The 13,387-nt window shown below is 63.4% G+C and carries 14 protein-coding genes; 10 read left to right on the top strand and 4 right to left on the bottom strand.

Annotated features, from left to right (window positions below):
- Nucleotides 1-26 precede the first annotated feature (26 nt).
- Nucleotides 27-764, bottom strand: coding sequence for a CPBP family intramembrane glutamic endopeptidase (locus GBB18_RS02600; protein WP_151640678.1), 738 nt, complete (start codon nt 762-764; stop codon nt 27-29).
- Nucleotides 765-807: 43 nt separating this feature from the next.
- Between GBB18_RS02600 and alr the strand changes: the two genes are divergently transcribed.
- Nucleotides 808-1,971 (top strand): alanine racemase, encoded by a 1,164-nt coding sequence (gene alr / locus GBB18_RS02595; protein ID WP_151640677.1) that lies wholly within the window; start codon nt 808-810, stop codon nt 1,969-1,971.
- A gap of 6 nt (nt 1,972-1,977) precedes the next feature.
- Nucleotides 1,978-2,466 carry a tRNA (adenosine(37)-N6)-threonylcarbamoyltransferase complex ATPase subunit type 1 TsaE gene (gene tsaE, locus GBB18_RS02590; protein WP_151640676.1) on the top strand — a complete coding sequence of 163 codons (489 nt, stop codon included), beginning with the start codon at nt 1,978-1,980 and terminating at the stop codon, nt 2,464-2,466.
- A 25-nt stretch (nt 2,467-2,491) separates the two neighbouring features.
- On the opposite strand, the gene GBB18_RS02585 is transcribed toward tsaE, so the two are convergent.
- On the bottom strand, nt 2,492-3,991 hold the full coding sequence (locus GBB18_RS02585; protein ID WP_151640675.1) for a hypothetical protein: 1,500 nt from the start codon (nt 3,989-3,991) through the stop codon (nt 2,492-2,494).
- A 254-nt stretch (nt 3,992-4,245) separates the two neighbouring features.
- On the opposite strand from GBB18_RS02585, the gene GBB18_RS02580 reads away from it, so the two are divergent.
- Nucleotides 4,246-5,700 carry an MFS transporter gene (locus GBB18_RS02580; protein ID WP_151640674.1) on the top strand — a complete coding sequence of 485 codons (1,455 nt, stop codon included), beginning with the start codon at nt 4,246-4,248 and terminating at the stop codon, nt 5,698-5,700.
- Here the strand turns inward: GBB18_RS02580 and GBB18_RS02575 are convergent.
- Nucleotides 5,697-6,149 (bottom strand): methylated-DNA--[protein]-cysteine S-methyltransferase, encoded by a 453-nt coding sequence (locus tag GBB18_RS02575; RefSeq protein WP_151640673.1) that lies wholly within the window; start codon nt 6,147-6,149, stop codon nt 5,697-5,699. The genes GBB18_RS02580 and GBB18_RS02575 overlap by 4 nt on opposite strands.
- A gap of 37 nt (nt 6,150-6,186) precedes the next feature.
- Between GBB18_RS02575 and tsaB the strand changes: the two genes are divergently transcribed.
- The 7 genes from tsaB (at nt 6,187) to groL (ending at nt 12,804) form a co-directional block, all read left to right on the top strand.
- Nucleotides 6,187-6,861, top strand: a complete 675-nt coding sequence (tsaB, locus tag GBB18_RS02570) for a tRNA (adenosine(37)-N6)-threonylcarbamoyltransferase complex dimerization subunit type 1 TsaB (RefSeq protein WP_151640672.1) — start codon at nt 6,187-6,189, stop codon at nt 6,859-6,861.
- Between the two features lie 157 nt (nt 6,862-7,018).
- Nucleotides 7,019-7,519: a ribosomal protein S18-alanine N-acetyltransferase gene (gene rimI, locus GBB18_RS02565; RefSeq protein WP_370513257.1), complete on the top strand. Its 501-nt coding sequence runs from the start codon at nt 7,019-7,021 to the stop codon at nt 7,517-7,519.
- 14 nt (nt 7,520-7,533) lie between these two features.
- Complete coding sequence (tsaD, locus tag GBB18_RS02560; protein WP_225990224.1) at nt 7,534-8,562, top strand: tRNA (adenosine(37)-N6)-threonylcarbamoyltransferase complex transferase subunit TsaD; 1,029 nt, start codon at nt 7,534-7,536, stop codon at nt 8,560-8,562.
- Nucleotides 8,563-8,714: 152 nt separating this feature from the next.
- A complete protein-coding gene (locus tag GBB18_RS02555; RefSeq protein WP_151640670.1) occupies nt 8,715-9,143 on the top strand; it encodes a hypothetical protein in 429 nt (142 codons plus the stop codon).
- Nucleotides 9,144-9,332: 189 nt separating this feature from the next.
- Entirely contained in the window at nt 9,333-10,691 is a 1,359-nt protein-coding gene (locus GBB18_RS02550) for a sodium/glutamate symporter (RefSeq protein WP_151640669.1), read from the top strand.
- A 178-nt stretch (nt 10,692-10,869) separates the two neighbouring features.
- Entirely contained in the window at nt 10,870-11,169 is a 300-nt protein-coding gene (gene groES, locus GBB18_RS02545) for a co-chaperone GroES (protein WP_151528881.1), read from the top strand.
- Nucleotides 11,170-11,187: 18 nt separating this feature from the next.
- A complete protein-coding gene (gene groL / locus GBB18_RS02540; RefSeq protein ID WP_151640668.1) occupies nt 11,188-12,804 on the top strand; it encodes a chaperonin GroEL in 1,617 nt (538 codons plus the stop codon).
- A 98-nt stretch (nt 12,805-12,902) separates the two neighbouring features.
- On the opposite strand, the gene GBB18_RS02535 is transcribed toward groL, so the two are convergent.
- The gene (locus tag GBB18_RS02535) at nt 12,903-13,178 is read right to left on the bottom strand and encodes a WhiB family transcriptional regulator (protein WP_151640667.1); all 276 of its coding nucleotides are present in this window, start codon (nt 13,176-13,178) and stop codon (nt 12,903-12,905) included.
- Nucleotides 13,179-13,387: the final 209 nt, after the last annotated feature.

Raw genomic sequence — 13,387 nt, 5'->3', positions numbered from 1 at the left:
CGAGTTCTTTGCTTATCGACGCCGCCCTATAGCCACGTCCACGCCGCCGCGGCCGCCAGCGCCCCGGTGGCGTTGAGTGCCCAGTGCAAACCAATGGGGGCGATCACGCTATCGGTATGGTGGCGCAGCCAGGTGAGTACCGCCCCAGCACCGGCGGTGGCCAGTACCGCTAAGCCCACTCCGATCCAGGTGGCGAGGCTGCCGGAGCCGAGTAACCCCGACAGGCCCGCGTTGGAGGCAGTCAGCCCCAGCGAGGAGCTGATATGCCATAGCCCGAACAACAGAGAACCCGCTCCAAACACCAGCTTGGTGCCGCCGAGGCGATCGAGGGAGGCGTGCAGCATGCCGCGAAAAGCCAACTCCTCCGGAACCACGGTTTGTAGCGGGATAATCACCAGCGCGGCCAGCAGCGCCCGCCGAAGAGTGGCGTAGGAGTCATTGAGGAAGAACTCGCGCGTGAACGGCAACGCTAGCCCTGCGCCCACCACGAGGATGACTGCCCCCATCGATAACCCAGCCCAGCGCGCCCCACGGCGCAGGGTGGAGCGGGAGATCCCCATCGATTGCGGGGTATAGCCGCGGGCGAAGGCCACAAGCACCATCGCCGCTACTCCGAGAGCCACTGTGAAACGATAGGATGCCAGCTCGGTGAAGTGAGCGAGGGAATTGATGATGGCGAGGCTGCCGACTAGGAGGGCGACGTCGATAAGCGCTGAGCGCCGCGATCCGGACAGGCGGGGGCGGCGGGCAGCAGAAACGAACATGCGGTTCATCCTACGCTGCAGTGACAGTGGCACAATGTGGCTTATGGATTTGCTCAGCACCACCATTGATCTCGAGGCGATTGCGCACAATACTCGTGCGCTCAAGGCACGCGCCGGGAGTGCCCAGCTCATCGCGGTGGTGAAGGCCGACGCCTATGGTCATGGTATGGCGGAATGCGCTGCCGTGATGGCGCGCGAGGGCGCCGATATGTTTGGGGTGGCCACCCTGCCTGAGGCGCTCGAGGTGGTCGCCGCGCTGCGCCCACGCGGCTATGAGCAGCCGGTGCTGTGCTGGCTTTGGCATCCCGCCCAGGACCTTGATGCTGCGCTCGAGGCGGGAGTGGTGCTGGGAATCGCGAACCTTGAGCAGGCCCGTAGTCTCATCGCCCAGCTACAGGGGCGCCCCATCACCGTGCACGTGAAGGTGGATACTGGGCTGAATCGCTCGGGCGTGGATGATGAGGAGTGGGAGGAGATATTTCACCTGCTCGCCGCCGCCCCTACGGTTTCGGTCGATGGTATCTTCAGCCACCTTGCCTGCGCCGATGATCCCGGCAATAGCAGTATCGACGCCCAAGCAGAGCTCCTGCGCCGCGCCTCTGACTGCGCGCACCGCTGCGGCCTGCGCCCGCGACTGCGGCATCTGGCCAATTCCCCAGCTACCCTGACACGTCCCGATCTCTACTTCGAGGCCATTCGCCCCGGGCTGGCGCTTTATGGGGTGTCCCCCTTTGCCGGAAGAGACGTCGCGGAGTGGGGGCTTATCCCCGCGATGCGATGGACGGCGCGGGTGACCACCATCAAAACCACCCACACTGGCGAAGGCGTCAGCTACGGGCTGACGTGGCGTGCCCCGCGGGAGAGCGTGACCGCCGTGGTGGCGGTGGGCTATGCCGATGGGCTGCCGCGCGCCGTGCAGACTCGGCGCGGCGAATCCGATCTATGGGTGAGTATTAAGGGCCAGCGCTATCGGCAGATTGGTCGGGTGTGTATGGATCAGATCGTGGTGGACCTCGGAGATAATGCGCACGGGGTGGCCATCGGTGATGAGGTGCTGCTCTGTGGCGATGGCAGCGCGGGAGAGATGACTGCCGCCGAGCTCGCCGCGGCCGCCGGCACGATCGCCTATGAGATGGTGTGCGCCCCGAAGGGACGGACGGTGCGGCACTATCTGCCGGCTCATCAGCACAACTCAGTGGAGGAGTAGGAGTAGATGCACAAGGAGTGGCCCACCTCTGGGCAGGAGCGCTGCGAGGAATTGGAGGATACCCACGCCTTCGGGGAACGGCTCGGCCGTGCCCTCGAAGCCGGGGATGTGGTGATTCTGGATGGCCCACTGGGGGCGGGAAAAACCAGCCTCACCCAGGGCATCGCCCGCGGCATGAATGTGAAGGGGCGGGTGACCTCACCGACGTTTACTATCGCCCGGGAACATCGCCCGCGTGGCAGCGGTCCAAGCCTGATCCACGTGGATGCGTATCGGCTGCTCGGGGAAGGCAGCGGCTCGGTAGATCCGGTGGGCGCACTCGACTCTTTGGATATGGATAGCGAACTGCACGAGGCGGTGGTGGTGGCCGAGTGGGGTAAGGGCTTGATGGAGCAGCTCGCCGAGCACTATCTACTGCTCACACTCGACCGTCATTCCGCAGTGGAGGCCGATCCAGACTCGGAGGCGCGTCTTATCTCTTGGCAGCGGCACTAGCGCGTGTAGGCAGCCCCCCGCACCATTAGGCCGTCTCCGGCGGCGCCTGCCGTCGGTTGAGGGACATCTGGGGCTGCGCGGCTGGATCTGGGGTGCGCAGCACCCACGAAGGCGAGCGCGAGGGCGGCTCTCCGCCAGTGGCGCTCGTGGCGATGCTGAGGCGGTGGAGGAGATATTCCAAGGGGCCGCGCCGCCAGCGCAGGCGATAGAGCGAGGTGCCGAGGAGGAAGATCAGTAGTTGGATGCTTAAAACACTAAAGTCCTGCCAGCTATAGGGCTCTGCGTCCGGTACCGGACCTTCGTCGAAGCTGCTTTCCGCATCGGGTGAGTACTCGCCGATGAAGCGCTCAGCACTCTCTCTGGCGGCTGCGGGGGAGTCGATTGCACGAAGCTCATCGCGGAGCTGTTCCTGCTCAGGAGACAGCGGCGCTGTTGAATCGAGAAGAGGATCGGGCTCGGCCATGTAATAGTCCAAGGTGTACTCGCTGAGAGCACGCTCGAACTGCTCGCTGTTGAGGGGGCCGCGCAGGCGCATATGGAGCACATCCAAGGCGCGCTGGCGCTGCTGCGACACCTCTACCTCCGAGGAGTCGCCCACCGAGTCGCTTTCTACGTATCGAGCGCCGCCCAGAGCTGTGTCTGTGTATTCCGTGCTGGCTTCAGAGGAACCGAACGCAGGGGTGGAAGAATAGACATCCGCCGAGGGGTTGATTGCCGCAGTCATCGGGGCGCTCAGTAGAACGTGAGTGACGTAGACCGTCAGGGCCATGGAGCCGAAAGCCTGCAGCGGATAGAAGTGGGTGTATCGGAGCGCCACGATGACGGCCACAGCCGCGAATCCGGTACCCAGCACATCGCCGATGGAGCCGCTGTGAGGCAGCGGAAGCAGGTAGGACTGCAGCGCAGCGAATAACGGTGAGTCCGCCATCCCCGCGGGTGCGAGGGAAGGATCGGCGTGATCAAAAAGCAGAGAGCGGGCAAGTACGGCACCCACGCCGGCGGGGATACACCACAGCAGCGCTCGCGCCCAGTACACCCTAGCGAGCAGGACTCCGATGAGGGTGTAGGCCAGCCATGCCGGCAGCGGATAGACGCCGTCTCCTATCAGACCGACGGGGCTCGTCGACATGATCAACGCTTCCTGCAGCAACGGTCCGGTAAACACGAGCACCACGGTGAGAAGAAGTAATCGCCGCGTGCTGCACTGCGCGATGGGCGCGAGCAGGATCTGCGCCACGCCAATGGTGCCTAAGACGATGGCGATCGCGCCGCTGAAGGGAGTGAGGATGATGCTCACAGCGATCAGGGCGACGCCTCTGATTGTGGCCACGCTCCGATCGTGTCTATCTAGGATGATGGCCAACGTAATGCCGCTGAGTACGGCGAAGAGGGTTGAAGGATAGCCGTCCGAAAGATCTGTGAGTACGCTCGGCCCGTGATGCACGGTGTGCGCGTACATCATGCCGATGATCGCGAGCGCCCGTGCAATATCGAGCCCATCGACTCTCCGCAATGATGTCGCCATGACTCATAACTGTAGGCGCGTCGAGTGGGCAGCGCCCGCGAAAGAGGAGTACGAGTAGGGTGGTGCTGCGTTCAGCCAAAGCACTACTCCACGAATTTTTTTGGGGAGTGCTCGGCTCGGCATGTCAGCACCGAGAGATATCGCGTTCCCGCCGTGTCGGGCCCGTGGGGAACGACACGGCGTCTGTGCATGATCGGTGCCGATTAAGGACGAGCCCAGCGTGGTGATGATGGATAGATGAGGAGACCAAGCAGTTGAGTACCACCCCCGCTGCCGCGGATCCTATCCGCTGGAAAATCCTCGGGCTCATGCTCGTGTCCGTGTTTATGTCCCTGATGTCCGTGAGCATCATGAACGTGGCGCTGCCCGCGATCCAAGCCGGTCTGGGCGCCACCCACACCGATATCCAATGGGTGCTCTCCGGCTACACACTCGTCTTCGGTGCCTTCCTCGTGCCCGCCGGCCGGGCCGGAGATATTTTCGGCCGCCCCGGTTTTTTCCTCATCGGTCTCATCGTGTTCCTCAGCGGCTCGGTCGCGGGTGGCCTGTCGCCCAGCCCCGCCTTCCTCGTGGGAGCCCGGCTGGTGCAGGGCATGGGTGCGGGGCTGATGAATCCACAGCTGATCGGCATGATTCAGTACTATTTCACCGGCAAAGAACGAGGCCGTGCCTTCGGTTTCTTCGGCTCCACCGTGGGCATCGCGGTGGCCATTGGCCCTGTGCTCGGCGGATTCCTCATCGGTCTCGGCGGAGAAAACTTAGGCTGGCAGCTCACCATGTTCGTCAATCTGCCTATCGGGCTGATCGTGCTGATCTTGGGGCTTGTGTGGTTCCCACGGCCGCTGGCGAGCGCCGATCCGGTGCGCGCGGCGGACGGCAGCTACAAGATCTCCTCGGTGATTCGCGCCATCGATCCCGTGGGCGTGGCGCTGCTGACCAGCGCCGTGCTGCTATTCCTGCTGCCTTTCGTGGAAGGAAAAGAAAGGCCGTGGGTGTGGCCCTTAGTGCTGCTCTCCCTGCTGCTGCTCACCGCTTTTGTGTGCTGGGAACGCTCCTATAAGGATTCTGGCCACGCCCCCATGGTGGATCTCGATGTGCTGGTTGTCTCGAGTTTCCGCAATGGTGCCGCGCTATCCTCGCTGTATTTTTTAGGCATCACCAGTATCTGGGTGATCGTGGCCATGTATTTCCAGCAGGGCTTGGGCTACTCGGCGTTGGTGGCCGGCTCCGTGGGGATCCCCGCCGCGCTAGCCTCCTCGCTCTCTGCGGACTGGGCCGGCCGGAGAGTGATGGATCTCGGCCGCCCGTTGGTCGTGGGCGGCATGCTCGTGGCCACCACCGGCATGATCCTGAGCATCCTGGTGATCCTCGGCGAGCACCGCGGCATGCTCAGCGAGTGGTGGCTGGTGGCCACCCTCGGCATCGTCGGCATGGGGCAGGGCAGCGTGATCAGCCCGAACCAAACCTTGTCGCTGGCGGATGTACCCCAAAACTATGCCGGTTCCTCTGGGGCAGTCTTGCAGGTGGGCCAGCGTATCGGCACCGCCATCGGCCTGGCCATGATTACCGCCGTTCTCTTCGCCCTGCTGGAGCGCGTGGCGTGGTCGGTGGCCGTGGCCGGCAGTTTCGGCATCATCGTCATCATTATGCTCAGCGCCACCGCGATCGGGGTGCACGATGTGCGCCAGCGCCGCGCCACAGCCGACTAGATGTCCACACCCTCCAAGCGCAGCAGTCGGCGCTTGAGCTCTACTCCGCCGGCATAGCCGCCGATACTGCCGTCGCTGCGCAGAATCCGATGACAGGGCAGAAACACGGGCACGGGATTCAGCCGGAGCGCCGTGCCGGTGGCGCGCACCGCCCTAGGATGGCCGGCCCGCGCTGCGAGCTGGCCGTAGCTAAGGGTTTCGCCGTAGGCCACAGTGCTCAGAGCGGCATACAGATGGTGTCGAAAAGCGGTGTGGGAGCGATAGTCCCAAGCTACCGAGAACTGCCGGCGCTCGCCCGCGGCGTATGCACACAACTCCTCGCAGGCTTGGCGCAGCAGGTCAGAAGCTGGGGCGATGAGCTCCTCTGCGCCAAAACTCACCCGAGTGATACCGTGCGGGCCCGCGGTGAGAGTAAAGGCGCCTAGGGCGGTGGTCACTGTTGCCTGCATAGGCTCCTAGCCTAGCGGGTGGGTAGGGTGATACATCGTGTTGTGCTTAGCCATCGATACCTCCACACCTACACTTGTCGCCGGCATCGTCGACACTGGCCACGGCGAACTCGCCGTGCAGCTGGTGCGCGACTGCCGCAAGCACAATGAGGTGCTTATTCCTACCATCCAAGACTGCGCCGCCCGCGCTGGCTGCACCCTGTCTGATGTCGAGGCCATCGTGGTCGGCTGCGGACCGGGGCCCTTCACCGGCCTGCGCGTGGGCATGGCCACCGCCGCCGCTCTCGGCGATGCACTTGGCATTCCCGTGCACGGAGTGGTGTCCCACGATGCGATCGCCCAGCAGCTTCTCGACGCCGCCGCCCCGCCCAGCAGCCTCCTCGTGGCCACCGACGCTCGCCGCCGCGAGGTCTACTGGTCCCGCTACTGCAACGGCCAGCGCAGCACCGGCCCTGAGGTGCACGCCCCCGCCCATGTGGCCGAGCTACTGCAGGACGACCCGGTGGAGATGCTCAACTGCCCCGCGCACATTGAGCTGCCCGCCACGGCGACGCGCGTGGATATCAGCCCCACCCCAGCATCGCTGGTGGCGGTGGCGGACTGGGGGCGTGCACCCGAGCCGCTGGTGCCGCTCTATTTGCGCCGGCCCGATGCCGTGGAACCCACGCCGCAGCCACTATCGCCGGCGATCCCCGACATCAATCTGGGCTAGCGGCTGCGTATAGTGGCAAAGATAAGCGGCGCATCGCGCCACCGCCCGTGTAGCGCTGGGCATTGCCCATCAATACCGAGTGAGACCCGTCAAGGAAGTGTGAACTGTTCCCGTGAGTGACTCCAACCCTGCGTCATCATCCACCCCGCGCCCTGCGATCACCGACGACGATGGGCAGCTGCTCCTGCCTGACGCGCTGCGTCCGTTGAACAACGAGGATGCCCCGCGCTGCGCCCAGCTGGAAAAACAGCTCTTCGGCGAGGATGATCCGTGGAGCGAGCAGGCTTTCTACTATGAGTTTGCCGGCCGCACCATCTATATCGGCTACGAGGACAATGGCGTGCTCGTGGGCTATGCAGGCCTCGCTATGCTCGGGCCGGAGGATGATCCCGAGTTCGAGATCCACACCATCGGCGTGGACCCCGACTACCGCCGCCAGGGCATCGCCACCCTCATGCTGCAAGTTTTTGTGGACGTGGCCGACTATTATGAGGGGCCGATCTTCCTCGAATGCCGCACGGATAACACCGCTGCGGTGACGCTCTACCAGCGCTATGGCTTCGGCGTCATCGACGAGCGTAAGAACTACTATCAGCCCTCCGGTGCCGATGCCTATGTGATGCAGCGCAACCCGCACGGCGCCCCCAACCCCAGCTAGGTCAATACAGAGTCGTGTCACGCTTTATCTGCGGGATCGAATCATCCTGCGACGAAACCGGTGTCGGCATCATCGAGCTTTTCGAGGATGGCCGTATGGCCGTCCGCGCCAATGCCGTCGCCTCCTCCATGGATCAGCACGCCCGCTTCGGCGGCGTGGTGCCCGAAATCGCCTCCCGCGCCCACTTGGAATCCATCCAGCCGGTGATGCACCAAGCCCTGCGGGAGGCCGGCATCGATAAACCCGATGTCGTGGCCGCTACCGTGGGCCCCGGCCTTGCCGGTGCGCTGCTCGTGGGCGCCTCCGCCGCGAAGGCCTATGCCGCGGCCTGGGGCGTGGACTTCTACGGGCTCAACCACCTTGGCGGCCACGTGGCCGTAGCTAATATCGACGGCGAACCATTGCCGCACTGCGTGGCACTGCTGGTCTCCGGCGGGCACACCCAGCTACTCGAGGTGCGCGCGGCAGGCGAGCCCATGGTCGAACTGGGCTCCACCGTGGACGACGCCGCCGGTGAAGCCTATGACAAGGTGGCTCGGCTGCTGCGTCTCGGTTACCCGGGCGGGCCCGTGATCGACCGCCTCGCCCGTACAGGCAACCCCAAGGCCATCGCCTTTCCACGCGGAATGCGCAAATCCGCCTATGACTTCTCCTTCTCTGGGCTTAAAACCGCTGTCGCCCGCCATGTGGAACAGGCCGAGCGCGACGGCCGCGTGATTGATATCCCGGATGTGTGCGCCTCCTTCCAAGAAGCCGTGGTGGATGTCCTCACGGCCAAGGCGGTGCGCGCCTGCCGCGACACCGGCGCCAGCGTGTTGCTGCTTGGTGGGGGAGTGGCCGCCAATTCCCGCTTGCGTGAGCTCGCCCAGCGGCGCTGCCGCTCCGCCGGCATCGAGTTACGGGTGCCGCCGCTGAGCTACTGCACCGATAACGGAGTGATGATCGCCGCGCTCTGCGCCGAGAGGATTCGCGCCGGGGCCGCCCCCTCGGATCTCAGCGTGGGCACTGACCCCTCGCTTGAGGTGGAACAGCCTCAGGCTTAGTTGCCGCAGCACACACGCGGGGTGAAACTTTGGGAAACATCTGCTGAATTGTGCGGCGAGGGCAGGCGCCTGCGCTAGTTGATCTGTTAGACACAGAAGATGTCCCTGCGCCCGCGCGCTCCTCACGCAGAACTAGCAAAGGTTGTTTTTCCATGCCCCGTGGCCTGCTCGTGCACCCCGATTCCTCTTCGCAGCTGATTACTTTCGAGCTTGAGGACGCCGCCTCGTATCTCGGCGCCGACGGGCAGCGTTTGTCCGTCACCTTCCGTGATGATGGCACCACCGTGGCCGCGCTCTACGCCGCTGCGGCGGCCAGCGAGGGCGCCGAGCCCAACCCAGTGGCATCCATGGGCCGCCAAGAAGCCAGCACCGGAAACTCCGCCTTCCTCACAGACCCCACCAATGCTGTCTGTGGGCCGGTGCTCTTTGTCGGCGCCGATGGCTCCGATATCAGTGATGACGACATCGAGCAGGTGCGTTCCGGTATCCGCGCCGTGTGCAACTACCGAGAAGATGAACCGGAGGATTATGCCCTCTGGCGTGCGGCAGTGCTCAACCTCGGCCGCCGCGCCGCCGAGTAGACGCACCCAGTGCATCACGGGCGTCGCCCTCGCGCGGTGCCCCTCGTGCCCGCGACAGCGCAGGCTTGTCGCGGGCACCTCCTCGTGTGTGGGGGATGTTTCGAGACGCTAAGAAAAGTCTGTACTGTAGCTGACATTGTTGTGAATATGGCTTAAGTCATAGAGGTTCCAAAGATGTGAGGTACGCCTATGGATGATTTCTCGCCCTATGTTTTGCTGCTGGACCTTGGCTGGATCTCCGTGTTGCTCGTGGTGGGCAAACTACTGCGGCGATTCGTGTCGGTATTCCAGAAACTCATGGTCCCCGCGCCCATTACCGCGGGCATTCTCGGCCTCGCCCTCGGCCCCGAGGGGCTGGGGTGGATACCTTTCTCCGATCAGCTCAACACCTACACCACTATGCTCATCGCGGCGGTCTTCGGCGCATTACCCTACACCATGAACTTCTCCCAAGAGGTTCGTTCCGGCGCGCGCACGATGTGGTCGGTATCGGTGTCTATGTTTCTCACGCAGTGGGGCATATTCGCCTTGCTCGGAGTACTCCTCTTTGCCCCGCTATTGGGCACGCCCGAGTGGTTCGGCGCGATGGTGCCGGTGGGCTTTGTGGGCGGCTTCGGCGTGGCCGCAGCCGTCGGCGGATCGCTAGAAAGCCAGGGCCAAGAGGCAGCGATGACGCTCGGCTTTACGGCGGCTACCGTCGGCACCCTCGCCGCCGTGGTGGGCGGTGTAATCATAGCCAAGTGGGGTTCCTCCACAGGCAAGACCTCGCAGCTGCCGGACTTCTCCAGTCTCTCGGACGATATTCGCACCGGCTGGATAGGCCAGAGTAGCGAGCGTCCGAGCGTGGGTAAGGCCACCACGAATCCCTCCTCGATCGAGCCGATCGCCTTGCATGTCTCCGTCGTGGGTATCACCATGTTCGTGGGATATCAGATCAAGCTGCTGCTCGAGTCGCTATTTCCGCTGCTGTCCGTGCCGCTTTTTGCATCCTCTTTCGTCGTCGGCATGCTCGGGGTGGGGCTGCTGCATATGGTGAAGGCGCCTCACTTTGTGGATAAGGACCTTGTGGGCTCTATTTCCGGCGGGTTTACCGACTACCTCGTGGTCACGGGCGTGGCCGCGATTGTTCCCGCAGTGGTGGCCGACTATGCCTTAGCGCTGGTGCTGCTTTTCGTCTTCGCTCTAGCGTTCTGCTGCGTTTACGCCTTTGTGGTGGCGCCGCGCACCTTCAAGGATCCGTGGTTTGAGCGCGCCCTCTTTGGCTGGGGCTGGTCCACCGCCTCTGTGGCCACGGCCATCGCCATTGTGAAGATCGTGGATCCGAATATGAAGTCCGGCACCCTCGAGGAATTCGGCGTGGCCTATGTGGGATTCGCACCCATCGAGATTCTGGTGATCATTATTGCCCCCATGCTGATCCTCGGTGGCTTCATTCTCGGGCTGGGTGCGGCCACCCTCGGGGCGGGCCTGATCGTCCTGTCCCTGCCCTTTATCGCCCAATGGCGCCGTCGATCCTCCGCGGACGCGGGCGCATCGACGGCACGCTGAGGTCCCGAGACCGAGAATTCAGCACCCTAGCAGTGGGCACAGTTGAGCGTTAGCACTCACGGAGGTAGAGTGCCAATAGGTTGTGTGACCCACAGTTGTTCACCCGCGACGACGGCTGTGCTGGAAGTACCAACCGGCACATGGAAACCATTCTTGCTATGTCATATGGAGGAATATCGTGGCGAATGTAAACATCAAGCCGCTGGAAGACCGCGTCCTGGTCCAGATCAACGAGGCCGAGACCACCACTGCATCCGGTCTGGTTATCCCGGACTCTGCTAAGGAAAAGCCGCAGGAAGCCACCGTCATCGCTGTAGGCCCGGGCCGCTGGGGCGACAACGACGAGCGCGTCCAGATGGATGTGAAGGAAGGCGACGTCGTGGTGTTCTCTAAGTACGGCGGAACCGAGCTGAAGTACAACGGCCAGGAGTACCTGCTGCTGTCTCAGCGCGACATTCTCGCAGTCATCGAGAACTAAGGAGGGGTCGAGCCACTTATGGCGAAACTCATTGCTTTTAACCAGGAGGCCCGCGAGGGCATCCAGCGCGGCGTCAATACTCTCGCCGACGCCGTGAAGGTCACCCTTGGGCCACGCGGCCGCAACGTGGTGCTCGAGAAGGCTTTCGGTGCCCCGACCGTCACCAACGATGGTGTCACCATCGCCCGCGATATCGACGTGGAGGAGCCCCTCGAGGATCTCGGCGCCCAGCTGGTGAAGTCTGTGGCCATCAAGACTAACGACGCTGCCGGCGATGGCACTACCACCGCCACGCTGCTCGCCCAGGCGCTTATCGACGAAGGTCTGCGCAACGTGGCGGCAGGCTCCAACCCTATCGGCCTCAACCGTGGTATCGCGGCTGCGGCGGAAAAGACCGTGGAGCTACTCAAGGCACGCGCTACTGATGTCTCCTCGGCCTCCGATATTGCGAACGTGGCCACTGTGTCCTCGCGCGATCCGGAGATCGGCGAGATGGTGGCCGGCGCCATGGAGAAGGTGGGCAAGGACGGTGTGGTCACCGTTGAGGAGTCCCAGTCCATGGAGACCACCCTCGATATCACCGAGGGCGTGTCCTTTGACAAGGGCTTCCTTTCTCCCTACTTCATCACCGACGTCGACGCCCAGCGCGCCGAGCTGGACGATCCGATGATCCTGTTGGTGCGCAACAAGATCTCCTCGCTGCCGGACTTCGTGCCGGTGCTGGAGAAGATCGTGGACTCCAAGCGTCCCGTGCTCATCATTGCTGAGGACATCGAGGGCGAGCCGCTGCAGATGGTTGTGGTCAACGCCCTGCGCAAGACCCTCAATGTGGTGGCCGTGAAGTCCCCCTACTTCGGCGATCGCCGTAAGGCCTTCATGGATGATCTCGCCGTGGTCACCAACGCCACCGTGATCGACCCGGAGGTGGGCATCAACCTCTCCGAGACCGAGATGAGCCACTTCGGTTCCGCTCGTCGCGTCACTGTGACTAAGGATCAGACCGTGATCGTCGATGGTGCTGGTTCCGCCGAGGACGTCGAGGTTCGCCGCGAGCAGATTCGCCGCGAAATCGAGTCCACCTCTTCCACCTGGGATAAGGAAAAGGCGCAGGAGCGTCTGGCCAAGCTCTCCGGCGGTATCGCTGTGATCAAGGTTGGCGCCGCCACCGAGACCGAGGTAGGCGAGCGCAAGCTGCGCGTGGAGGACGCCATCAACGCTGCCAAAGCAGCTGCCGACGAGGGCATTGTGGCCGGTGGTGGATCCGCCCTGGTACAGATCGCCGAAGAGCTCAAGGCCTATGCCGAGGAGTTCGAGGGCGAGGAGAAGATCGGCGTGCTGGCTACCGCCCGTGCTCTGACCAAGCCCACCTATTGGATCGCCGCCAACGCAGGTCTGGACGGCGCCGTCGTGGTCGCCCACACCGCAGAGATGGACAATGGCTCCGGCTTCAACGCCGCTACCTTGGAGTATGGCAACCTCATTGAGCAGGGAATCATTGATCCTGTGAAGGTGACCCACTCCGCTGTGGTGAACGCCACCTCCGTGGCTCGGATGGTGCTGACCACCGAGGCCTCCGTGGTGGATAAACCGGCCGAAACCGAGGAGCAGGAGGGTGGCTGTGGTCACCACCACTAAACTCGGCTAATAATGCAGCAACGCCCAGCGCCCTGAATTTCTCAGGGGCTGGGCGTTTATTGCTGTGTTGCCTCCGGCGGTGCCGAGCGCGGTTGCGTTTAGCGGGTGCGGAGGATGATGGCGCGCTCGGATTCAGAGAGCCCGCCCCAGATGCCATAGGGTTCTCCTATGCGCAGGGCGTGGTCACGGCACTGCTCGAGGACGGGACAGCCATGGCAGACTTCCTTGGCTTTGTTTTCGCGATTGAGTCGGGCGCGGCCGCGCTCCCCGTCGGGGTGAAAGAACACCGAGGACTCGTGCCCGCGGCAGGCTCCCTTCATCTGCCAATCCCAAAAATCCGTGTAGGTACCGGGTAGCTCGCTCGGCTGGGGCATGAGGATGCTCCTTGATGAATAAAAGGCGTGTGAACAAGACGGTGGTGATACGCCGATCAGTGTGCGCGCTACGGGTAAACGGCACATTAATCATTCATGGCACTTGATTTAAAGAAGTACTTTTCCGAGTAAATGCACATGTCCTGTGCAGGGGCTATGGGGCGATATGAACGATACGTGAACTCTTGGGTGGGGGCATGCAGGGGAGG

It is taken from the genome of Corynebacterium sp. 11A, from assembly GCF_008930935.1.
GTDB classification, from domain to species: Bacteria; Actinomycetota; Actinomycetes; order Mycobacteriales; family Mycobacteriaceae; genus Corynebacterium; species Corynebacterium megadyptis.
Note: the sequence above shows the minus strand (reverse complement) of the source record. Positions and strands in the feature narration are given on the sequence as shown.